Below are 21,235 nucleotides of genomic sequence, written 5' to 3'. Positions count from 1 at the left end.
CATATTTTCATAGTGGTCCGAATTTTGTCATCGCCAAGATACGGGTTCCAGCATGTAAAGGAGACCGTTTGCGATGTCACTGTTCAGAAGAAAGACCGTTGAGTGCATGCTCGACGGCGCGGGGGGTGTCAGGCTGAGGAAGACGCTTGGGGTGGTGGATCTGACTTTCCTGGGCATTGGCGCAATCATCGGCACGGGGATCTTCGTGCTGACCGGCACCGGTGCGACGCAGGCCGGGCCGGCGCTGACCATTGCCTTCGTGGTGGCGGCGATCGCTTGCTGCCTCGCCGGTCTGGCGTATGCCGAATTCGCATCGTCGATTCCGGTGGCCGGTTCGGTGTACACCTATTCGTATGCGACGCTGGGCGAGCTGCCGGCATGGATCATCGGCTGGGATCTGATGCTCGAATATGGACTTGCGGCATCGGCGGTTTCGGTCGGCTGGTCAGGCTATCTGCAATCGCTGCTGGCCGGTTTCGACATTGCACTGCCGATTGCACTAACCGCGGCGCCGGGCGCGGTGCCGGGCCAGACCACCTGCTTCAATCTGCTCGCGTTCCTGGTGATGATGTTCATCACCACGCTGCTGTCGATCGGGGTGCAGGAGTCCAGCCGTGTCAACAATTTGATGGTCGCCATCAAGGTCGGCGTCGTGCTGCTGGTCGTCGGCGTCGGCGCATTCCATGTCACCCCTCGCAACTGGCAACCTTTCATGCCGCACGGCTGGTCCGGCGTGTTCGGGGCGGCGGCGATCATGTTTTTCGCCTTCATCGGCTTCGACGCGGTGTCGGGCGCGGCCGAGGAAGTGAAACATCCGAAGCGCGACATTCCAGTGGGCATCGCGGCGTCGCTGCTGATCTGCGCAACGCTGTACGTGGCAGTCGCCGGCGTCGTGACTGGCATCGTGCCGTACACTGAATTCGCCAATACCTCGCATCCGGTGTCGTACGCGCTGCAAGCGGCCAGACAGAACTGGGTGGCGGGGTTCATCGATCTGGGCGCGGTGCTCGGGATGGTGACTGTCATCCTGGTGATGAGCTACGGCCAGACCCGCGTCATCTATGCCATGTCGCGCGACGGCCTGCTGCCCGCCCGCCTGTCCAGACTCCATCCCCGCTTCGCGACGCCGTTTCTCGCCACCTGGTCGGTTGGACTGGTCTTCGGCCTGATCGGTGCACTGGTGCCGCTCAACGTACTGGCCGAAGTGATCAACATGGGCACCCTCGCGGCGTTCTCGATGGTCTCCATCGCCGTGCTGGTCCTGCGCCGCACACATCCGGCACTGCCGCGCGCCTTCCGCTGCCCGGGCGTGCCGCTCGTGCCGATTCTGGCGGTGGCAGCATGCGGCTTCCTGATGCTCAACCTGAAGCCGGTAACGTGGCTCGCCTTCCTCACCTGGCTGACGATCGGGCTTGGCGTGTATTTCGGTTACGCACGCAGCCGGTCGAAGCTGGCCGGCCAGCGCTGACCGCGGCGCCGCCACGGCGCCCTATCCGGCTGGACCGTCACCGCGGTGCCGCCGCGTGCTCAGGAGTCGAGCGTCGCACGGGTGAACGCCTCGACATTGTCGATCAATGCGTCGAGGCCAGCGCGGGCGGCGTCGCGCGCGCCATCGGCGATCGCAGCAGCAATGGTTGCATGCAGGCGCGCCGTCTCGGCCAGGTTGGCAAATCGCTTGTAATGCGCAAACCAGAACCGACGCGACAGCCCCTGCATCAATTTCATCGTTGCGCTCGCATATTCGTTGCCGGCACTGTCGAGCAGCAGACGATTGAAGCGACGGTCCAACGCGAGGAAGGCTTCGCCGTCGTTCGCCTGCCCAGCCGCGAGCATGGCGTCGGCCAGCGCGGCGAATGCCGTCCGCTGTGTCGGATCCGCGTGCCTGGCCGCCGCGCCGACCAGCAGTCGCTCGACTTCCCGGCGCACTTCGAGCAGACGCAGCTGCTTGCGCACGTCGATTTCCGAAACCATGATGCCCAGCTTCGGCATGATGACCACCAGCCCCTCGCGTGCGAGCTGCTGCAGGGCTTCCCGGACAGGCGTGCGGCCCAGCCCGAGAAGCTTGGACAGCCCGTTTTCCGAGACGATCTGGGCGGGCTTCAGGCTCAGGGTCGCGATCCGTTCCTCGATCTGCGCGTACGCCTGATCGGCAAGGCTCTGCTCGTCCAGGTCGGCATGGGCGGGGGCAGGAAGAGGAACGGGTCCATTCATCATTCAGTCTCAGGTGAGCGGCGCGCGCCACGCTCCCCGAGCACGGCACCGCGAGAAAGCGGTTGCACCAGTTGTCGATACATGGCGAGCCAGCCCTTTTCCGTCGTCGGCGGCAGCGGCGGCAGCGCGGCGATGCGGTCCTTCAGCACCTGCGCCGACAGCTCGAGGTCGATCGTGAAGCGGTTCAGGTCGATCACCACGGTGTCGCCATCCTGCACGGCGGCCAGCGGACCACCCTCGGCCGCCTCGGGCATTACCTGGCCGATGGTGATGCCGCTGTTGAGGCCGGACAGCTCGCCATCGGTGACCACCGCCACTGCGTCGCCCAGCCCCGCGCCCACCAGCGCGGCCATGAAACTGGCCGCGAACACGGTGCCCGGGCCGCCCTTCGGTCCCAGCATGCGCAGTACCACCACCGACCCGCGGGCAATTCTACTCTGCTCGATGGCGGCGATCGCATCGTTCTCGTCTTCGAACACTGCCGCGGGGCCGACGAAGCGTCGAACGTGTGCCGGCACCGCGGAGAGCTTGACCACCGCCCCGTCCGGCGCCAGATTGCCGCGCACGATGATCAGCCCGGGCTCGGCGCGGAACGGCTCGGCCAGCGGCGCGATCACCGCCTCGTCCGGCGCGGGCTGCCGGGCCAGATTCTCGGCGAGCGTATCGCCCGTGACTGTCAACACCGAGGTGTCGAGCACCGGCGCGAGTTGCTTCATCGCGCCTGCGCACCCACCTGCGGCGGCAAAGTCTTCGATGCGGTCCGGGCCGTTCGGCCGGACCCGGGTGATCTGTCCGACGTGTTGCGCCGCTTCTTCGAACGCGGCGATCACGTCGATGTCGCACTCCGCCTCGATCGCCGCCGCCAGCAGATGCCGCATCACGTTGACCGACGCACCAATGGCGACGGCGGTGCGCACGGCATTGCGGAACGCCGCCGCGGTCATGATCTGGCGCGGTCGGATGTCGCGTTCGACCAGCCCGACGATGGCCGCGCCGGCACGCGCCGCATAGGCCATCAGTTCGTCGCTGCCAGCGCGAATCGGCGCGTTGCCGGTCAGCGCCATGCCCAGCGCCTCCGCCATGCAGTGCATGGAGTTGGCCGTGGCCAGTCCCGCGCAGACGCCGGGGCCCTTGATCGCGTGGCACGTCATGTCCGTCAAGGTGGCCAATGTGATCTTCTTGGCCTTGTACGCGCCAACCGATTTATAGACTTCCTCGATGTCCACGTGGGCGCCGCCGCACTCGCTGCCGAGCTGGAAACCGCAGGTCACGACGATGCTGGGCACGTCGAGGCGGCCGGCGGCCATCAGTTGTGCCGGCGTGGTCTTGTCGCACGACGCCAGCAGCACCATGCCGTCGAGTTCAGCGCCTTCGACCTGCACTTCGATGTCGTTGACCAGCAGGTCGCGCGTTGGCATCAGATACCGGCCCTGCTTGCCCGCGCTGGTGACGAAGTCAGACGGGGCGACCGTGCGGATTTCGAACGGCACGGCACCGGCCGCGCGAATCGCGTCCTGGACCACGACGGAGACCGCGTCCAGATGCTGGTAGCAGACCGACAGCTTGCTCGACGAGTTGACCACCGCGATCTTCGGCTTGTGAAAGTCGCTCTCTGACAATCCCATGGCGAGCCACTGCGCGCGGCGTACCGCCCAGCGCGTGGTTCCGGGGGTGAATTCGCTGCGGAGCTTGGTCTTGTTCATCATCTAGGTCCTAGTGGAGTTGCGCGCCGTCGCGGTTCAACAGCGCGCGTATGTCTTCGCCGGGTATGTCGCGAACGCGCGCTGCGCCACGGACGGCCAGCGCCGCCGCGTGACCGACCGCGTGGCCGTATGAAAAACATTGGGCCGTGACCCGGGCCGAAGCGACGGCTTCATGCTCCGCGGAAAGGCAACGTCCGGCGACGAGCAAACCGTCCCCCGTTGCCGGGACAAAGCAGCCAAGCGGCACTTCGTAGAAGTCATCCAGCAGCCATTCGACCCGCGGCCGGCTGCCGCTGTGCAGTTCGATCGGCCAGGGCGAGCGGGCGATACCATCTCGAAACTTGCTCGCGGCGAGGATGTCCGCATTGCGCAGCGTGCTGGTGCCGACCACCTGGCGGGTTTGCCGGACGCCCACCTGCACGCCGCTGTCGTTGACCCAGCTCTGCTCGCAGCCGATCAGCGTGTCTCGAAAGAAACGCGCGTATTCGCGCATCTGCGTCCGGCCTTCGAACTCCGCCTCGGTGAAGTCGCGGTAGTAGACCGGATTCAGCTCCCGCCCATCGGCGCCCGTGACGCGCGTGCAGTTGCACAGCAGCTCGCCGGGCCGCGTCGTCGGAAACAGCCAGATCTTCGCGCGCGGCAGCCGGTAGCCCGCCTCGCCCGCCGCCACGATGGCGGCCGATACCTCGGCGGGCATGATCGTGTCGTCGCCGTAGTGCGCCAGGAAGCGCGGCACGTCGACACCGCCGAGCCGGAAGATCATGGTCGGGTTCTGCACCCGGCCGTGGTCGCCCATCGTCGTGTCGCGTCCCGCCATCGCGACCAGGTTCGCGTCACCGCTGGCGTCGACGGTCACCGGCGCGAACACGCGCACCTTGCCCTGCGTGGTGACAAGTTGCGCGCCGCGCACCATGTCGCCGTCGGCCAGCACCTCGGCGACCGTGGCGTGGTAGATCACCTGCACCCCGGCTTCGCGCAACAGCGCGTCGGCGACCTCGCGCCAGATCAGCGGGTCGTGCACGAGCGTCCAGGTCTTGCCGTAACGCAGTGGTGCACTCAGCCCGCCGCGCCGCTGCATCGACGCGATGAATTCGTCGACAAAGCCGTGCACCAGCTGAACCGGGCCGCTGTCGCGATCGGACGCGGCATACAGCCCGCAAACGGTGCCGGACAGGCCAGCCACGGCGCCGCCGCCACAGAATCCATAGCGTTCTGCAAGCACCACCCGGCAGCCTTGGCGCGCTGCCGTCACCGCCGCGGCGAGTCCGGCGGCGCCGCCGCCAGCCACCAGCACGTCCGCTTCGATGGTCGTGCCCGGGCGCCGATCAAGCGCGTCTCCGTGTTTGTTTGCCACGCCGGCCTCCTTGGAAATTGTTGTTGACACTCTATCGATACGGTTCGTATTCTGTCAACATCTTACTGACATACTAGCAAGATACTTCTAGATAACAAGGACATGGAGGAGACCTGGCATGGAGCCGAGACGCATCCCCTACCGCTGGCTGATCGCGATCGTGTTGTTCGTCGCATACAGCATTCAGTATCTCGACCGGGTCAAGAGCAGCGTGCTTACCCCGTCGATCGCGCATGACATCGGACTCACCACGACGGACGTGGGTACCGGGGCGTTTCTGATGCTGCTGTTCTATGGGCCGTCGCAATATGTGTCGGGCTTACTCACCGACCGTTTCGGCGCGAAGCGAATGCTGATCTTTTCGGTGATCGCCTGGTCGGTGATGACCATGTACATGGGCTTGCTCCAGACGCGCGAGGAATACCTGTGGCGGATGGCGCTGTTCGGCGTGCTGGTGGGTACCGAATACGTGCCGTCGGCGCGGATCCTGATGCGTTGGTTCAACCGCGAGGGCCGCGCCCGCGCGCAGACGGTCCTGGCTTGGGCGTGGATCCTGACGCCCGCATGGGCCAGCGTGCTGGCAACTCAGTTCGCCGCGCATGCCGACAGCTGGCGCATCGTGTTCTATGTCACCGGGGCGATGGGCGTCCTGCCGTTGCTGCTGATTTTGTTTGCGGTGTATGACCGCCCCGAGCAGTATCCGCGCGCGACCGATGACGATCTTGAATATGCATACCGCGACGAAATCGAAGCCGGCGTGCTGCGCAAGGGCGATTATGCGAATGTGCGCCAGGCCATCGCGCCGAGCGGTTCCGTGCCGTTGCTCGGCTTGCTGCGCAATCCGACCTACGTCGCCGTCGTGTTCGTGGATATCGTCATGCAGATCACGCTGTACGGCGCGCTGACATGGATACCGCTTTATCTCTCGGACGTATTCGGTTTCAAGCTGCAAACGATGGGATGGTGGAGCAGCCTGTACTTCGTCGCTGGCGCGCTCGGCAGCTTCCTGTCTTCCTACCTGTCCGACAAGGTGTTCCGCGGCAATCGCAAGATCATGATCGTGATCTGTTTCGTCGGCCTGGCGCCGTTCGTCGTGCTGCTTGGCAGTCTGCAACACGCGGACCCGCTGCTGCTTGCCGTGGCGCTGTGCGGGATGGGCTTCTTCGGCAATATGGCATGGGGCCCTTTCCTGGCGCTGCCGGCGGAAATCTTCTCGCCAGAGGTCTACGGCAAGGCGATGGGCTTCGTGAATGGTGCCGGCTACTTCGTCGCCGCCTTCTCGGCGAAGATCTTTGCGGCGCTGGTGGTCGTCGACGCGACCGGAAGAAAGGACTACACGTACGGCTGGTACTTCATCGCGGCCTGCGTGGTTGCCGGCATCGTCGCATCCGCCTGCATCCGTTCATCCAAACCGCAGAACGCTGCGGCGTTGGCGGCACCGGCGCGGCACTGAGCGTTGCCGGTGCCGCCGCGCGGCGCACGCCGTCCCGCTCGCAGAGACGCCGCGCGCCATGCGGCACGAATCACTTCTGCTGACCGTTCTGGGCCGCCTGTTGCTGGGCCTTCTCTTTTTCCTTCTTCTTCGCCATATGGTGACCAACCGCGCAGCCGCCGGCCGCACCGATCACGCCGTGCTTGCCGGCCACGTGCCCGGCCACACCGCCAACCGCCGCGCCGGTCAGACACCCTGCCTGCGCCGGCAAACTCAGCGCAGCGGCCGAGATGGCGAGGGCCGTGAAAGCCGAAATTCGCTTGCTGATTCGATTCATTACAGATTCCTCTAGCGTTGATGTAAGTGGGATGAGGGAAAATTTGGCCGCGTGGCGTTTACCGCATCGGCTCAGGCCACGATGCGGATCGGCACCGACTTCGCCGCCGGCACCTTGCTTTCCTTCGCGTGGTGCCAGAGCGGTATCAACGGATTGAGTTCCGGGTAGTAGCCGAACGCACAACCGGCAGGGATGTCGAACGGCTCGACGCGCAGTTTGTCCACCTGGCGCTCGAAACCGTCATGCGCATCGGTGCGGGCGCTGACGATCTGCCCTGCCGCAAGACCCAGGCGGTCGATGTCGGCCTGATTCATCATCAGCACGCGGCGCGTGCCGAAGACGCCCCGAAAGCGATCGTCGAGCGAATACACGGTGGTGTTGAACTGGCTGTCGCCCCGCGTGGTCATCAAGCGCAACACATCCGGGCCGCTGGACTTCATGTCCGGGTCCGCATCGAAGCCATCCGGCGTGATGAAGTTGGCACGTTTGTTTTCGGTTTTCCAGACACGTTCGCGAGCGCCGAGCGGTCTTGCAAAGCCGCCAGGTGTCCACATGCGAGCGTTGAAGTCGTGAAAGATATCGGGGAAGGTTTCCGCGATCGCGTCGCGTATCAGGGCATAGTCGCCGACCCACGCATCCCAGTCGACCGACGGATTGGGCGGCAGCGTCGCCTTCGCGATACCGGCCACGATCGCAGGCTCCGACAACAGGTGTCGGCTGGCAGGGTCAGCCATTCCCTTCGATCCGTGCATGCAGCCGGTGCTGTCCTCCATCGTGACCGCTTGCGGCCCACTCGCCTGCTTGTCGATCTCGATGCGGCCGAGACACGGCAACAGATAGGACTTGCGTCCGTGGATAATGGCGCTGCGATTCAGCTTCGTGAGCACCTGGACAGTCAGGCGCATCTTCTTCCAGGCCGGCTCGATCCGGTGATGGTCGGGCACCGCGCGTACGAAATTCCCGCCCAACATCACGAACGCCCTCACCTTGCCATCCAGGATGCCTTCGCACGCTTCCACCGTATTCAAGCCTTTGTCGCGTGGCGCGGTGAAGCGGAATTGGGACTCCAGCTTGTCGAGCGGCGCCAGTTCCGGTTTCTCGGTAATGCCGACGGTCCGCTGCCCTTGCACGTTCGAATGGCCGCGGATCGCACAGATGCCGGCACCGGGCTTGCCGATGTTGCCGCACAGCAGCAGCAGGTTGGTCAACATCTGGACATTGCGCACGCCTTCGCGATGCTGCGTCAGTCCCATGCCATACAGGATCATCGCGGCCTTTGCGTTGGCATACGTGCGCGCCGCGGCCTCCAGTTCGCCGCGGCTCACGCCGGACTCGCGTTCGATCTCGTCCCAGTTGCTGGCACGCGCGGCCTCGGCGAAGGCCTGGAAGCCGCTGGTGTGCTGCTCGATGAAAGCGGTATCGACGAGCCGACGCCCGCCAGTCCTGGCGGCTCCGTCGTCGGTTTCGATGATCCACTTGGCCATCCCCATCACGGCTGCCGTGTCGCCACCCAGCCTCAGCTGCACGTACTGAGTGCTGATCTGCGTCTGCTTTGGGGTGAGCATTTCCAGCGGCGACTGCGGATTGGCGAAACGTTCAAGGCCGCGTTCCCGCAGCGGATTGAACGTAATGATCGGCACCCCACGCTTGCGGGCTTCCTGCAACGGATGGAGCATGCGCGGCGCGTTGGTGCCGGTATTGTGGCCGAAGAAGAGCATGCAGTCGCTCTTCTCGAAATCGTCGAGCCTGACCGTGCCGACGCCGACGCCGATGGTCTTCGGCAACGCCACCGAAGTCGACTCGTGGCACATGTTCGAGCTGTCCGGCAGGTTGTTGTTGCCATACATCCGCGCCATCAACTGGTACATATAGGAAGTTTCGAGCGACGCGCGGCCCGACGCATAGAACACTGCGGACTTGGGGTCCAGGCTGCGCAGTTCCGCGCCGATATCGTCGAACGCCTGTTGCCATTCCACCGGTACGTACTTGTCAGTGGCCGCGTCGTAACGCATCGGCGCGGTCAGCCGCCCGATCGATTCCAGTTCGTGATCGGTCCAGCTTTCGAGGTCGGTGACCGTGTGCTTGTCGAAGAAGCCGGGCTCGACGCGACGGCTGGTGATCTCCCATGCCGTTGCCTTTGCGCCGTTTTCACAGAACTCGAACAGGTGCGGATCGGCCGGTTTGGCCCACGAACAACTGACGCATGCGAAACCGTCCGGCTTGTTCTGCTTGCGGAGAATGCGAGCGCCGTCGATCAGCACGTGTTCCTTCGCCAGGATGGACGCTACCGCTGCCGCGGAACCCCAGCCACCGGCGGGCTGTGTGTATTCCTCGAATTTGGCGTCTTCCACTGAATCTTTCTGCATGTCCCCTCCCGATATGCGGCGCGGCCGAGCCTGTTCAGACAGGGCAATCCGATGGAGGGAAGCAAGCAAAAAGCGGGCGCGGACCGTGGGTTCGCTCACGCCGCGTGCGCTGATTCGAGAAACAGCTTTCGGGATGCTTACTGTTTGCGCAGCGTTGCCCGCAGCCGCGTCACTGCGCGGGTCGTCGGCGGCACTGCACGATTGCCCCAACTGTTCCGGACAAAGCCAACCACCTGGGCGATCTGCTCGTCGTTCAAGTGTTGGCCGAAAGCCGGCATCGCGACGCGCGGCATGCCATTCACCTCGGGGCTGTGTCCGCCTTCGAGCACCAGGCGCACGAGCGAAGTGGCATCGTCGGCCAAGACAAGAGAACTGCCCGCCAGCGCCGGGTAACCGTCTTGTCCGCGTCCATCGATCCGATGGCACCGCGCACAGAAATTCGCGTAAAGGCCTGCGCCCGGCAGTTCGACCGAGCCGCTCTGCAGCCAGGCGGCGCTGCGCTGTGCCTCGGACGAAGCCGACGCGTAGCGCGCGGTGGACCCGCCACGCGGCGCCAGCGACTTGAGGTAATGCGCGATCGCCTGGACGTCGCGTTGTTCCAGATATTGCAGGCTCTCGGTGACGACCGGGCCCATGGCGCCGAAGGCGATCGCACCGTTGCCGTGACCCGTCGCCAGGAAGCGGGTCAACTCAGTCTCGCTCCAGCGCCCCAGACCGTCCGCCGCACGGCCGGTCAGGTTCGGCGCGAACCAGTGGTCGTTCACCGCGCCCGTGAGGTAGCGACGCGACGACTCGTCATAGCCCCGCTCTTCGTAAGCGGGCCCGCGTGGCGTGTGACATGCCCCGCAGTGACCGGCGCCTTGAACCAGATAGGCGCCACGATTCCACAATGCATCTCGCGACCGGTCGGGGACGAAGCGCTGGTGCTCGACGAAAATGCCGTCCCATAGCGCAAGCGCCCAACGCTGATTGAACGGGAACGGCAGGCGGGTCGCCGGAACGACGTGCTGCACAGGCACGACGCCTTTCATGAAGTACGCGTAGAGCGCATCGATATCGCCATCGCTCATGCGTGCGAAGGACGCATAGGGCATCGCCGGGTAGAGGCGCTTGCCGCCCCGCGCGATGCCGCGACGCAAAGCGGCCTCGAAGTCGTCGCGCGTGTAGCGGCCGATGCCCGTCTCGGCGTCGGGCGTGATATTGCTCGCATAGATCTTCCCGAACGGCGAATTGAGCGGCGCGCCACCTACGAACGGTACGTTCGCGTCGGATTTGTGGCATGCGGCGCAGTCGGCGGCCAACGCGAGATAGCGACCGCGCGCGACCTGCGCGTCACGCTGGACGGCCAGCGTTTCAAGTGCCGCCGACGCGGGCACCCGCGCTGGCTGCGCTGCGGCCTGCACGACTGCGGGGGCGGCGCTCGCCGAGGTGACGGCACTGGCCGCCGCGCCTGCCACGGGCGGCGTGGTCGGCCGTCGCACGGGCGTCGCGGCCGGTGCCGCGTCAGGCGCGGCCTGCGACCCCGTAGCGAGCCCGCTGCCGCTCAGCGCGCCGATGCCGAGCAGCGCACTCGCCAATATCCTGCGCGCCGCGGCGACGCCTCGCATGCGCGCCGGCATCATTGGGTGGTTCCACATTCGTTCATGACCATCATCACCGCGGCGGTGAACACGATCGCGATGCCGAAGACGACGCCCATCAGGAAACCAACATGCATCAGAAAGCGGATCGGGCCCGGTTCGTCCTCGGCCGCCTCGCGACGCATCTTGCCCCATGCACGCCACGCATACCATGCACCGGCGCCGCCGAGCACGACGCAGAACACGTTCAACAGCAACAGCTGAGCGGTCAGCCCCGACCATTTCGGATCGACGAGTGGCGTGCGGTGCGGATAACACGCGTACGCTGCGAGGGTCTGGCTCGACAGCACTTGCAAGACCCAAACGGCTGGCACGCCGAACAGACCCGTGCCAACGTGCAGCGCGGTCGGCAGTGCGTTGCCGCGTTTCTCCGGCCCGGGCGTGGTGTTTTCGGATTCGTGCGGCGTGTTCATCGGATCAGATAGGGGCTGAGATAAAGGGTCGCGAAGATCAACAGCCACACGACGTCAACGAAGTGCCAGTACGCACCACCGATGGTCAACGCCGCATGGCGGCGCTCGTCGAAATAACCGAGCAGGACCCAGACCAGCATCACGGCCAGCGCCAGCAGGCCGACCGCAACGTGGGCCAGATGGAAACCCGTGATGGTGAAATACAGCGAGCCGTACAGATGCGTCGCGGGACCATAGGGATGGTCGTGCCATTCGTGCAACTGGATCGCGATGAACACCCCACCCATCGCGATCGCGACCGCCAGGGCCGCAGCGCTCGCGATCCTGTGACGACGCGCGGCCAGCTTTTCGGCCGCCCATACCACCACGCTGCTGCCCAGCAGCAAGCCGGTGCCGAGCAGCCCCGGCGCCAGCTTCGGCAGTCCGTCCGGTGGCCATTGCGCGGCGTTGTCGAGGGCCAGATAGAGATAAGAGAAAATCAGATAACCGAACAGCGCTGCCTCGGTCGCGATCAATGTCCAGACGCCCCACCAGCCGCCGGCGCGCTGTCCGGCGCTGCCGACCGGCAACGCGCCGACATCGCTGGGATCGAAGTCAGCCATGCGGCACCTCCGGCGCAGGGCGGACCGCATCGGGCGCCGCGCAGGTCTGACCCAGCGCGCGCTCCGGCCACAGCCACGCGATCAGCGCGATCGCACCGCCAAGCCCGGCCAGCGCCGCCATCCACCATGCGTGCAGCAAAAGGCCGATGCCGAGCAGCAGGCCCGCCAGTGCGAGGAAGAGCGGTGCATAGGAGTCGCCCGGCATCTTGAGGATCGCTTCGGGCCGGGCATACAGCAGCGTGGTGGCGAAGGCCTCGCGCCCTTGGTCGAGCACGAACCCGCGCTGCAGCGACGATCGCTCATGCGCTTCCTTGGCGGCGCCGCGTTCGCGCCCTTCTTCGTTGGGAGCGGCATTGTCGGCACGTCGCGCATCGTGTTCGCCGACTGGCGCGTCGCGTGTGAGGGTGGCATCGGCGGCGGCCGCTTCACGCGCGTCAGCACTGCCGTCCGGGCTGGCATCGGCCTGCGATGCCGTTCGCAGCTGGGCGACGCGATCCGCCGCCGGCACGCGGGCGGAAGTCGGCGCCTCTTCGTCCAGCCCGCGCCGCTTCGCGTCTTCGAGACGGTCCTCCCACAACGGGTACATGCTGGCGACGATCGGCACCACCGCGAAGTTGTAGGGCGGCGGCGGCGACGGCGTCGACCATTCGAGGGTGGGCGCATCCCACGGATTGTCGCCGGCAACGGCGCCGTGCCGACGGCTCCACAGCACATTCACGACAAACAGCAGCACGCCAATCGCGAAGACGAACGAGCCGATCGAGGTGAGCAGGTTGGCGGTGTTCCAACCCATCCCGTCACTGTACGTGTAGATGCGACGCGGCATGCCGAGCAGTCCGGACACATGCATAGGGAAGAAGCCCAGATTGAAGCCCACGAACACGATCCAGAACGTCCATCGCCCGAGGCGCTCGCTCATCATGCGCCCGGTGAATTTCGGGAACCAGTAGATAAGGCCGCCGAACACGGGGAACACGTTGATGCCCAGCAGCACGTAGTGCAGGTGAGCAACGACGAAATACGTTTCGTTGAGCTGCCAGTCGAGCGGCACCACGGCGGTCATCACGCCCGACACGCCGCCGACCACGAACAGGAAGATGAACGCGGCAAAGTAGAGGAACGGCGTGCGAAATACCGGCCGCCCGGTCCAGATGGTGGCTAGCCATGCAAACACCGCAACGGCGCTCGGTACGGTGATCACGACGCTCGCGGCGCCGAAGAACGACAAGGCCAGTGTTGCGATGCCGGTTGCGAACATGTGATGGATCCACACCTCGAAACCCATCAGCATGGTTGCCATCGTCGAGATCGCGACCGGCGCATAGCCGACCAGCGGACGCCGGCAGAAGGTGGGCAGCGCGTCGGAGACGATGCCCATCGCTGGCAACACGATCGCGTACACCCACGGATGACCGAACATCCAGAACAAGTGCTGCCACAGCAACGGGCGGCCGCCGTTCACCGCGTCGAAGAAGTGCGTGCCGAACTGGCGGTCCAGCCACAGCATGAAAAACGCGAGGCTGACCGCCGGTACGGCGACCAGGTTCGCGAGCGAGGTGGCCAGCGTGCCCCAGACCAGCACCGGCAGCCGGTTCACTGACATACCTGGCGCGCGCATGCGGAACAGCGTAACGACGAAGTTCGCGGCCCCGATCGTGGTCGAGGCGCCGAGGAACACCATGCCGAGCGCGTAGACGTCGATGTTCGGCCCGGGGTTGAAGGCGCGGTTCGCAAGCGGCACATAATTGAACCAGCCGGCATTGGCCGCCTCGCCCAACGGGAAACTCGCATACATCAACAAGCCGGCGAACAGGAAGGTCCAGTACGACAGCGCGTTCAGGCGCGGGAACGCCATGTCGCGCGAGCCGAGCACCAGCGGCCACAGGTAATTCGAGAAGCCGGACAGGATCGGCAGTGCATAGAGGAAGATCATCGTCACGCCGTGCATCGTGAACAGCTGGTTGTACTGTTCCGGCGTCAGCAGCGTCTGGTCCGGCCGCGCCAGTTGCACGCGCATGATCAGCGCCTCGATCCCGCCAACCATCAGAAACAGGAACGCGGTGACGAGGTAGCGCAGGCCGATGGTCTTGTGATCGACGGTCGACAGCCAGCCACGCCAGCCCGGCGCCGTCTCCCAGGTGTCGCGCAAGCGCTGCTCGGCGGCTGAGCCCCGCGCGACGACGCCCAACCGCGGCACCCGACGATGCGGCGTGTCACCCTGCGCATCGGGCACCGCGCCCTGCGAGTGGCTGCCGGACTCTGGAGAAGCCATCTGAATTCCTATTTCAGCGTTGCGAGATAAGACATCAGTGCCGAGAGCTCGGGCTCCGGCAAATCGAAGTCCGGCATGCGCGCGCCGGGTTTGATGGACTGCGTGTGCCGCAGCCAGTCGCGAAGATGCGCCGCGTCGTTGGGCAGCGTGGCCGCGGCCAACATGCGGCGGCTGCCGAGGTGCGTCAGGTCCGGCGCATGTTGGCCGGTCGTGCCGCTCCCGCGCACCGCGTGACAACCCGCGCATAGTTGCCCGAACAGCGCCTGTCCACGCAGCGCCAGCCGATCGCGAACCGGTGCGGCGGTGGACGCCTGGGCCGCACGCCATCGCTGGAACGCCGCCGGAGACTCCGCGATCACTTCGAACGCCATGTGCGCGTGCTGCGCACCGCAGAACTGCGTGCACTGGCCTCTGAAGACGCCCGGTCGATCAGCCTGCAACCACTGGCGATTCGTTTGTCCGGGAATGGCTTGCGTCTTGCCGGCCAGCGCCGGCACCCAGAACGCATGGATCACGTCGGCACTGTCGAGGTCGATGCGCACTGGCACACCGACCGGAATGTGCAATTCGTTAGCCGTGACGAACGCCGGTGCGTCCGGCGACGCCGGATAGTCGATTCGCCACCACCAGTCGTACGCGGTCACGCGCACCGCCAGCTCCGTTGGGACGGCAGGCCGCGACACGGCGCGCAGTGCCACGAGCATCGCCACCACGATGCCGAGCAGGGCGATCACTGACAGTGCGGTGCCGAAATAGATCCACTTCACGCCGCGGCCGCTGCGTTCGAGTTGACCGAACTCGCGAGCTGGTCGCCGCCGGGCGAGCGCGCCGACCAGCAGCAGCGCCACGATCAGGCACACCAACACGCACACGGCGCCAACGCCCCAGACCAGCCACAGTGCCGGCCGAGCCGCCGGCCCGGCTGCGTCGACGACATAGCTCAGCGGCGCCGCGGCCGCTACCGCTGGCGACGCTGCCAGCCATGACAGCGCGGCGAGCATGGTCCCTATCGCGCGGCCGATTGCGAACGCACACAAGGGCCGGGGAGCGGAGCGAAGAAATGGCACTGTGCGCAATATGTGAAGGAAGAAGTCGGTAGCTGCTACAGCAGTAATAGCAAAATTCCTGGACGCTCGCTCAGGCGTCGCGGTCACGGCATCGAGACGCCCCGAATCTGCGGCTCACGCTGGCGCCGTACCTTACAAAACTTGCCACGGCGCTTGCGCCATGAGGACCAGTCGACAGGGCGACCCGACACGATTGAGCGGGAACACGCGTTGCATCCTCGTTTGTGTAGCACGTCGATTCCGACGCTCGGCGTCGGCCCGCAACCAGAGCAAGGAGAGCAATCATGCAGACCACGAACGATCCGCTGAACCGCACGACCGGCGAAGGTGCGACGATCATTGGCAAGGGCAGCGCAACCGCCGACGGTCCGGGACCCTGGGTGATGGCGGCGGATTCCCTACAGGGCAATACCGTAATCAGCGCGGACGGCGACGACGTCGGCAGCATCAAGGACATCATGCTTGATGTCGGCAGCGGACGGATTGCGTACGCAGTGCTGTCGAGTGGCGGCTTCCTCGGCATCGGCGACAAGCTGCTGGCGATTCCATGGCAGGCGCTGACGCTCGACACGGACCGCAAATGCTTCCACGTGAATGTAAGCAGCGAAGCCGTGCGCGCCGCGCCGGGCTTCGACAAGGACAACTGGCCGACAATGGCGGACACGCAGTGGGCCACTGAAGTGCACGACTATTACAAGACCGATCCCTACTGGGACCGCCGAGTCAGCGACACCGATATCGATCCGCTCCGCACCGAGCCGCTGCCGCGCGATTCGATAACGGCGGATCCGCTGTCGCCGACCAACCGCAACGTGCCGGGCGCGTTCTGACGCGCCAGCCTGCGCCGGCGGCGCGTGTGGGCCGCGTACCGACCCACACTGTCGGACGCGCATGGCCGGCAGGCCGGGCGTCCCCGGGCCACGACGCAGCCTCGGCGTGGCCTGTTGCGGCGGGAGAGCACCAACACATCGCGATGTGCTGGTGCTCGGTTGCTCACCGCCGTGCGTCATGCCGCGACGCGTTACCGTCTGCCACCGTCGCGGTGCCGTCGCCTCCCGCCTGCTTGCGTTGGAAGCGGAGGCCCGCATGCGTGGCCACCTGCTCGACGCACGCCGCTGTCACTGCGCTCGTGCCGTGCCGGTAAGCGCCCGGCGCACGCGCCGGGTCCGGTCGGCGGCTGCGTCGCTGCGGTCAACTTGACCGCATCAGAGCGGGGGCGCCGCTCACGCATCACGCTCACTCATGACACTCCCTCAGCACGCTCACTCGGCACACTTACCCATCAAGATCGTAAGCGTTGCGCCGCAACCGCTCGACAAGCGGCGCGAGCGCCGCACGATCCACATAGCTGGCCTGCGAACCGTAGACAGTGACGGCGTGCCGTGATGCCGCCGTAGCCAGGATTACGGCTTCGTCGGCGTCGAGGCGCTCGTGGAGCGCCACCGCGAGCACGCCTGCAAACGCGTCGTCGGCGCCGGTGCGGTCGACCTCGGTCACGGATGCCGCCGGAACACACAGGGTGCGCACCCGTCCGTTCGCGCCATCGTCGAACTGCGCGATGCAGCCGCCGTCGGCGCGCTTGATGCAGGCAAGCCGCACCCCACGCGCGCGCAGTGCCCGGGCCGCAGCGCTCATGCTTCGCATGTCGCGGCCGCGGAAACCGGTCAGCGTGGCCAAGGCTTCTTCGTTCACGGCAATCGCGTCGGCACCGCGCAGCGCATAGTCGAGGACCGGCCCGGACAGTCTTTGCGTCGGCGAGGCATCGAGCACCAGGCGATGCCCGTTGTCGCGTCGGCGGCGATACACGTCCAGCACGGCCGAGACCGCGCGCGGTGCGATCTCGAAATCGAGCACGAGAACCGCGGCGCCGGCCTGCATCGCCTCGTCCAGATTCCCGCGCAACACCGCCAGCGAAGTCTCGTCCCACGTGTCGTTTGCGTTCAGCGCAAGGGCGGCGTGCTTCGAACCGTCGGTTGCGACCTCGATCATCGACACTGCAGTCGCGACGCCGGTTGCGCGTCCAACGCCGGCGAGGTCGACGCCGATTGCCGCAAGCGGCGACAACGCCTGCCCTGCCAGATCGTCATCGCCGACTCTGCCGAACAGACGCGACACGTGACCATATCGGCGCCCGATGTAAGCGGTATTCGCAGCCTTGCCGCCGGACGAGCGGATGAAGTCACGCGCCAGCAGCGTATCGGCGCCACCCGGCGTTGCGTCCACCCGCATCTGGAAGTCCGCGTTGATGCTGCCGATCGAGAGAATCATCCCCTGCCTCCGCTTCCGTACGTGCGACGCCTTTTACCAGCGTATTGCAAGCGACGGTCCCGCTCGACAACCGGACTTACCCGAGCCCTGTTTCAATCGTCCGACCGCATTGCGCCACGGTGCGCACCTCGTCCGCGCGGCACCGGCCGTGCCAGCGCAGCGCCCATCTGCGTCGTGCGCCGCACGTAAGGCCGTCGCCTCGTTGTCCGCTACAGTTCGTTGCGCGCGGCCAGGACCCGGATCCGGTCGGCGGTGCGGCACGCCAGCGCCTGGATCGTGAGCGAGGGGTTGACGCCCCCCACCGTTGGGAACACCGATCCGTCGCAGATCCAGAGATTCGGGATGTCCCAGCTGCGGCAATCGGCGTTCACCACGCTTTCGCGCGGATCGCTGCCCATGCGCGCGGTCCCGTTCAAGTGGCACGTGTTGTCCGTCTCGCACCAGATATCGCTGCCGCCGGCGGCAGCGAGTCCATCGCTCATGAAGCGCAGCGCGTGGGCCACCATGCGCCGGTCGTTGTCGCACATCGACCACGTCACGCGCGCGACCGGCAGGCCATAGGCATCGCGCTCGTCCGCGAGGGTCACGCGGTTGTCGGCCTGCGGCATCGTCTCGCCAACCATCTTGAGGCCGGCTTGATGGTTGTAGTCGGTCATCGCATCGACAAGTGCCCGGCCCCACAGCTTGCGGTTGCCGGTCTGCGTTTCCGCCCAGGCACCCGGCAACGGACCCTGGCTCATGAAGCTGTAGCCGCCGAAGAAATCCTTGCCGCGATCCTCGTAATTCCAGTGTTCGCACAAGGCCAGCGACGGCGGCCCCTTGTACCAGCGAATCTCGTCGCGCATGCTGCCCCATGCGGCGTGATTGGTCTGCACCATCAGGTAGCGGCCGACCAGCCCGTTGCTGTTGGCCAATCCGTCGGGATGACGGGCGCTCGCCGAATTCAACAGCAGGCGCGGCGTTTCGATTGCGTAGCCCGCAACCACCACGTTGCGCGCACGCTGGAAACGCCACTTGCCGCCGCGATGATAGTGCAGGCCGGTGGCACGCCCGTCGCTGCCTGTCTCGATACGTCCGACCATCGCCAAGTCGCGTACTTCGGCGCCCGCGGCCAGCGCACGCGGGATCCAGGTGACCAGCGCACTCTGCTTGGCATTCGTCGCGCAGCCGGTCACGCAGAAGCCGCGATAGACGCAGGGTGGCGCGTCCTCGCGCGGCGCGGACACTGTTGCCAACGGCGTCGGTGCCCAGGCCACGCCCATTGCCTCCGCCGCCCGTGCCAGCACGAGTCCCGCGGCGTTCACTTCGTGCGCGCGGTATGGATAGCGCGGACGCTTCGGTCCCCACGGATAGCGCACCGGGCCGGCAATCTTCAAGGCCTGTTCGACCTGCTTGTAGTACGACCACATCTCGCGCCAGTCGATCGGCCAGTCCGCGCCGTAACCGAGCAGCGACCGCGCCTTGAACCACTCGGGGCGGAAGCGCAGCGACACCATCGCAAAATGCACGGTGCTGCCGCCCACCGCCCTGCCGCTGTTATTGCTGCCGAGCTTCAGCGGATCGTCGCCATCGCAGATGCGTTCGTCGTTCCAGAACAGCTTCTGCTGATGCGACTCGTCCGACGCAAATTCCTCGGTCGGCCGCCACCACGCACCGGCGTCGAAGGCGACCACGCGGAAGCCCGCTTCGGCCAGCTTGCAGGCCAGCGTGCCGCCACCCGCCCCGGTACCGACGATCGCGAAATCGACCGTCTCGTCGTCCGGGTATTCACGCATCGGCACCCAGCCGCCAGCGCGGAACACGTCAGGTGCGCGGCCGTCGACGCCGCGCGGTTTTTCCAGAGCGTCGAGAAACGGATTATCGGACACGTCGATTCTTCTCCTCGATGCGCCGTGCATCGGCGCTGTCGGACGCGTCGCTTGCTTCGGCGGCTTCCCATGCGTCGCGCTTGTTGAAGTTCATCCGCACGTAGCCGCGCGGGCTGGCCGGACCGCCGAAACCGATCTCGTTCCATGCGACCGGATCGGCGTAATACGCGCTGGTGATGTCGTGCACCAAGCGCTCGGAGAAGAACAGCGCCGACGGCATGCCTTTCCACGCCGGGCCGTCCAGCGCGCCGTCCTGCGCAGCCTGTAACAACGCATCCTGCGCCGCGCCGCCCAGCGCCGCAAAACCGCTGTCATGGCGTTCGCGGGCAGCGACGTCGAGCGCGTCCAAGCCGAGCCGATAGGCGTCGAGCGGCGCGGGCAGGCGCGCGTCGCGATAGCCGTCGCTACCGCGCTCGAACAGTCGCCCTTCGACCAGGTCCGGCAGCGGCACCGGCGGACGGTCGGTCGGCTGGGGGACGATGCGGGCGCATGCGGCGCACAGCACCTGCCACTGCTCCTGCGTCAACAGGCGTGGGCCACGCACCGGCGCGCGGCGCGCGTCGATGGCGTGACGCGTCGCGTCGTTCCACGACGGACCGTCTCGCTTGCTCATCACGTCATAGCCGGGGTAACGGCGGATCCGTTCGCTCATGTCGCCGCTCCATCGCGGCGCGCGCCGCGCCATCGCGAAAAAGGCGCGAAGGCACGCGCCGCCGCGCGATCGGTCAGCGCCTGCCGTCCGTGCGCGTCGCCCCGGGTGCTGCGTTCGCGCAGCAACTCGTGCGCGGCAAGTCCCGCCATCGCCAGACCGGTGAAACTCGGCGGCGCGGGCAGCGGCGGCCCGGCCAGCAGGTTCTGCCGCCAATTCGACCAGCCACCCATGCTGCGGGCAATGCCGTTGGCGTGGAACGCGCTGCCGGCGAAACCGAGCAACGCCGTGAAGCGGAGCGTCACGCGCGACCACCAGCGCAAGCGCGGCGTCCGATCGTCCAGAACAGCGGCGGCGGCCAACATGAGCGCGGCAAGCGGCGGCGCGGCCACCGGGAGATACATTGCCGGATGCTGGAACGCACCCCTGAAATGCAGCAGTGCCGCCTCCGCGGCAGTCCCCAGCAGGCCGCCTGCCGCGAGCGCCGCCACCGCGTCGGCGGCGCTGACGCCCAACACGTGCGGCGCTGGCTGCGGCGCCGCATCACGCACCCGTTCGGCCAGCACGCCGAGCATGCCGGACAACACCAGCGCGGACGGCGCGCCGATCGGCGCCGCGTAGAACAGGTTCTCCCAGCTGTAGCCGCCGGGGCGCTTGCCGACGTTGTACAGGTGAAAGCCGGTTCCCGCCAGGCCGGTCACGGCGGCAAGCAGATACGCCGGGTCGCGCAGCCAATGCGCTTCGCGGCGGCGGTCGGCCACGCCATGGCCGCTCGCCAGCAGCGACAGCGCCGCGGCAACCAGCGGCGCGTACATCGCCGGTCGTTCGAAATCGCCGCGCAGGTGTTCCATCCCGCTGTCGGCGAGCACCGCTGTGGCCAGCACACCGGCGCTGCGGTTGAGCTTGCGTGCCGCGTCGACCAGCGCCGTGTCACCGCGCGGCAGACCGCGGCGATACCGCGCGTCCTGCCAGAGTATGGCAACGCCTCCCATGGCGGCAGCCGCGCCCGTCGCGATCCACATCAAACTTCTGTTGCTTGTCATCGCCTGCGGC

At 66.4% G+C, this 21,235-nt stretch carries 17 protein-coding genes; 3 read left to right on the top strand and 14 right to left on the bottom strand.

From position 1 onward, the window contains the following. Positions 1 to 73: 73 nt before the first annotated feature. Positions 74 to 1,468 (top strand): amino acid permease, encoded by a 1,395-nt coding sequence (locus tag BLU54_RS00745; RefSeq protein WP_091903575.1) that lies wholly within the window; start codon positions 74 to 76, stop codon positions 1,466 to 1,468. Positions 1,469 to 1,527: 59 nt separating this feature from the next. Here the strand turns inward: BLU54_RS00745 and BLU54_RS00740 are convergent, their stop codons facing one another. The 3 genes from BLU54_RS00740 to BLU54_RS00730 are packed head-to-tail and all read right to left on the bottom strand — an operon-like array spanning position 1,528 to position 5,268. After that, positions 1,528 to 2,211 carry a GntR family transcriptional regulator gene (locus tag BLU54_RS00740; protein ID WP_091904448.1) on the bottom strand — a complete coding sequence of 228 codons (684 nt, stop codon included), beginning with the start codon at positions 2,209 to 2,211 and terminating at the stop codon, positions 1,528 to 1,530. Continuing rightward, positions 2,211 to 3,914, bottom strand: a complete 1,704-nt coding sequence (gene ilvD / locus BLU54_RS00735; RefSeq protein ID WP_211435274.1) for a dihydroxy-acid dehydratase — start codon at positions 3,912 to 3,914, stop codon at positions 2,211 to 2,213. Before ilvD ends, BLU54_RS00740 begins: the two co-directional genes overlap by 1 nt. A gap of 10 nt (positions 3,915 to 3,924) precedes the next feature. Continuing rightward, entirely contained in the window at positions 3,925 to 5,268 is a 1,344-nt protein-coding gene (locus tag BLU54_RS00730; RefSeq protein ID WP_091903574.1) for an FAD-dependent oxidoreductase, read from the bottom strand. Positions 5,269 to 5,386: 118 nt separating this feature from the next. Between BLU54_RS00730 and BLU54_RS00725 the strand changes: the two genes are divergently transcribed. Next, a complete protein-coding gene (locus BLU54_RS00725) occupies positions 5,387 to 6,721 on the top strand; it encodes an MFS transporter (RefSeq protein ID WP_091903573.1) in 1,335 nt (444 codons plus the stop codon). Positions 6,722 to 6,791: 70 nt separating this feature from the next. Here BLU54_RS00725 and BLU54_RS00720 read toward each other — a convergent pair whose 3' ends face one another. The 7 genes from BLU54_RS00720 to coxB form a co-directional block, all read right to left on the bottom strand. Beyond that, positions 6,792 to 7,037 carry a hypothetical protein gene (locus tag BLU54_RS00720; protein WP_170844960.1) on the bottom strand — a complete coding sequence of 82 codons (246 nt, stop codon included), beginning with the start codon at positions 7,035 to 7,037 and terminating at the stop codon, positions 6,792 to 6,794. A 71-nt stretch (positions 7,038 to 7,108) separates the two neighbouring features. Next, the gene (locus tag BLU54_RS00715) at positions 7,109 to 9,403 is read right to left on the bottom strand and encodes an FdhF/YdeP family oxidoreductase (RefSeq protein WP_091903572.1); all 2,295 of its coding nucleotides are present in this window, start codon (positions 9,401 to 9,403) and stop codon (positions 7,109 to 7,111) included. A 137-nt stretch (positions 9,404 to 9,540) separates the two neighbouring features. Further along, positions 9,541 to 11,040, bottom strand: coding sequence for a c-type cytochrome (locus tag BLU54_RS00710; protein WP_235837730.1), 1,500 nt, complete (start codon positions 11,038 to 11,040; stop codon positions 9,541 to 9,543). Next, positions 11,022 to 11,456 carry a hypothetical protein gene (locus tag BLU54_RS00705; RefSeq protein WP_091903571.1) on the bottom strand — a complete coding sequence of 145 codons (435 nt, stop codon included), beginning with the start codon at positions 11,454 to 11,456 and terminating at the stop codon, positions 11,022 to 11,024. Before BLU54_RS00705 ends, BLU54_RS00710 begins: the two co-directional genes overlap by 19 nt. Continuing rightward, entirely contained in the window at positions 11,453 to 12,058 is a 606-nt protein-coding gene (locus tag BLU54_RS00700; RefSeq protein ID WP_091903569.1) for a cytochrome c oxidase subunit 3, read from the bottom strand. The genes BLU54_RS00705 and BLU54_RS00700 overlap by 4 nt, the downstream gene beginning before the upstream one ends. Beyond that, positions 12,051 to 14,330, bottom strand: coding sequence for a cytochrome c oxidase subunit I (gene ctaD, locus BLU54_RS00695; RefSeq protein ID WP_091903566.1), 2,280 nt, complete (start codon positions 14,328 to 14,330; stop codon positions 12,051 to 12,053). Before ctaD ends, BLU54_RS00700 begins: the two co-directional genes overlap by 8 nt. Before the next feature lie 8 nt (positions 14,331 to 14,338). Beyond that, positions 14,339 to 15,331 carry a cytochrome c oxidase subunit II gene (gene coxB, locus BLU54_RS00690; RefSeq protein WP_091903564.1) on the bottom strand — a complete coding sequence of 331 codons (993 nt, stop codon included), beginning with the start codon at positions 15,329 to 15,331 and terminating at the stop codon, positions 14,339 to 14,341. A gap of 350 nt (positions 15,332 to 15,681) precedes the next feature. On the opposite strand from coxB, the gene BLU54_RS00685 reads away from it, so the two are divergent. Next, on the top strand, positions 15,682 to 16,227 hold the full coding sequence (locus BLU54_RS00685; RefSeq protein WP_091903562.1) for a PRC-barrel domain-containing protein: 546 nt from the start codon (positions 15,682 to 15,684) through the stop codon (positions 16,225 to 16,227). Positions 16,228 to 16,672: 445 nt separating this feature from the next. Here the strand turns inward: BLU54_RS00685 and BLU54_RS00680 are convergent, their stop codons facing one another. From BLU54_RS00680 to BLU54_RS00665, 4 genes are all read right to left on the bottom strand, one after another. Continuing rightward, positions 16,673 to 17,665, bottom strand: a complete 993-nt coding sequence (locus BLU54_RS00680) for a carbohydrate kinase family protein (protein ID WP_091903560.1) — start codon at positions 17,663 to 17,665, stop codon at positions 16,673 to 16,675. Between the two features lie 209 nt (positions 17,666 to 17,874). Beyond that, positions 17,875 to 19,563 (bottom strand): GMC family oxidoreductase, encoded by a 1,689-nt coding sequence (locus BLU54_RS00675; protein WP_091903558.1) that lies wholly within the window; start codon positions 19,561 to 19,563, stop codon positions 17,875 to 17,877. Continuing rightward, positions 19,523 to 20,218: a gluconate 2-dehydrogenase subunit 3 family protein gene (locus tag BLU54_RS00670; protein WP_407919383.1), complete on the bottom strand. Its 696-nt coding sequence runs from the start codon at positions 20,216 to 20,218 to the stop codon at positions 19,523 to 19,525. Before BLU54_RS00670 ends, BLU54_RS00675 begins: the two co-directional genes overlap by 41 nt. Continuing rightward, positions 20,182 to 21,225, bottom strand: a complete 1,044-nt coding sequence (locus tag BLU54_RS00665; RefSeq protein ID WP_235837728.1) for a hypothetical protein — start codon at positions 21,223 to 21,225, stop codon at positions 20,182 to 20,184. Before BLU54_RS00665 ends, BLU54_RS00670 begins: the two co-directional genes overlap by 37 nt. Between the last annotated feature and the right edge of the window lie 10 nt (positions 21,226 to 21,235).

The sequence above is a fragment of the Chitinasiproducens palmae genome (genome assembly GCF_900095735.1).
Classification (GTDB): Bacteria; Pseudomonadota; Gammaproteobacteria; order Burkholderiales; family Burkholderiaceae; genus Chitinasiproducens; species Chitinasiproducens palmae.
This window is presented reverse-complemented; position numbering and strand designations above follow the sequence as displayed.

Bases quoted from the DNA above. Each gene is read 5' to 3' on its own strand.
- BLU54_RS00745 (WP_091903575.1), top strand. From the start codon at position 74: ATGTCACTGTTCAGAAGAAAGACCGTTGAGTGCATGCTCGACGGCGCG.
- BLU54_RS00740 (WP_091904448.1), bottom strand. From the start codon at position 2,211: ATGAATGGACCCGTTCCTCTTCCTGCCCCCGCCCATGCCGACCTGGAC.
- ilvD (WP_211435274.1), bottom strand. From the start codon at position 3,914: ATGAACAAGACCAAGCTCCGCAGCGAATTCACCCCCGGAACCACGCGC.
- BLU54_RS00725 (WP_091903573.1), top strand. From the start codon at position 5,387: ATGGAGCCGAGACGCATCCCCTACCGCTGGCTGATCGCGATCGTGTTG.
- BLU54_RS00720 (WP_170844960.1), bottom strand. From the start codon at position 7,037: ATGAATCGAATCAGCAAGCGAATTTCGGCTTTCACGGCCCTCGCCATC.
- BLU54_RS00715 (WP_091903572.1), bottom strand. From the start codon at position 9,403: ATGCAGAAAGATTCAGTGGAAGACGCCAAATTCGAGGAATACACACAG.
- BLU54_RS00710 (WP_235837730.1), bottom strand. From the start codon at position 11,040: ATGTGGAACCACCCAATGATGCCGGCGCGCATGCGAGGCGTCGCCGCG.
- BLU54_RS00705 (WP_091903571.1), bottom strand. From the start codon at position 11,456: ATGAACACGCCGCACGAATCCGAAAACACCACGCCCGGGCCGGAGAAA.
- BLU54_RS00700 (WP_091903569.1), bottom strand. From the start codon at position 12,058: ATGGCTGACTTCGATCCCAGCGATGTCGGCGCGTTGCCGGTCGGCAGC.
- ctaD (WP_091903566.1), bottom strand. From the start codon at position 14,330: ATGGCTTCTCCAGAGTCCGGCAGCCACTCGCAGGGCGCGGTGCCCGAT.
- coxB (WP_091903564.1), bottom strand. From the start codon at position 15,331: ATGCTCGCCGCGCTGTCATGGCTGGCAGCGTCGCCAGCGGTAGCGGCC.
- BLU54_RS00685 (WP_091903562.1), top strand. From the start codon at position 15,682: ATGCAGACCACGAACGATCCGCTGAACCGCACGACCGGCGAAGGTGCG.
- BLU54_RS00680 (WP_091903560.1), bottom strand. From the start codon at position 17,665: ATGATTCTCTCGATCGGCAGCATCAACGCGGACTTCCAGATGCGGGTG.
- BLU54_RS00675 (WP_091903558.1), bottom strand. From the start codon at position 19,563: ATGCACGGCGCATCGAGGAGAAGAATCGACGTGTCCGATAATCCGTTT.
- BLU54_RS00670 (WP_407919383.1), bottom strand. From the start codon at position 20,218: ATGGCGCGGCGCGCGCCGCGATGGAGCGGCGACATGAGCGAACGGATC.
- BLU54_RS00665 (WP_235837728.1), bottom strand. From the start codon at position 21,225: ATGACAAGCAACAGAAGTTTGATGTGGATCGCGACGGGCGCGGCTGCC.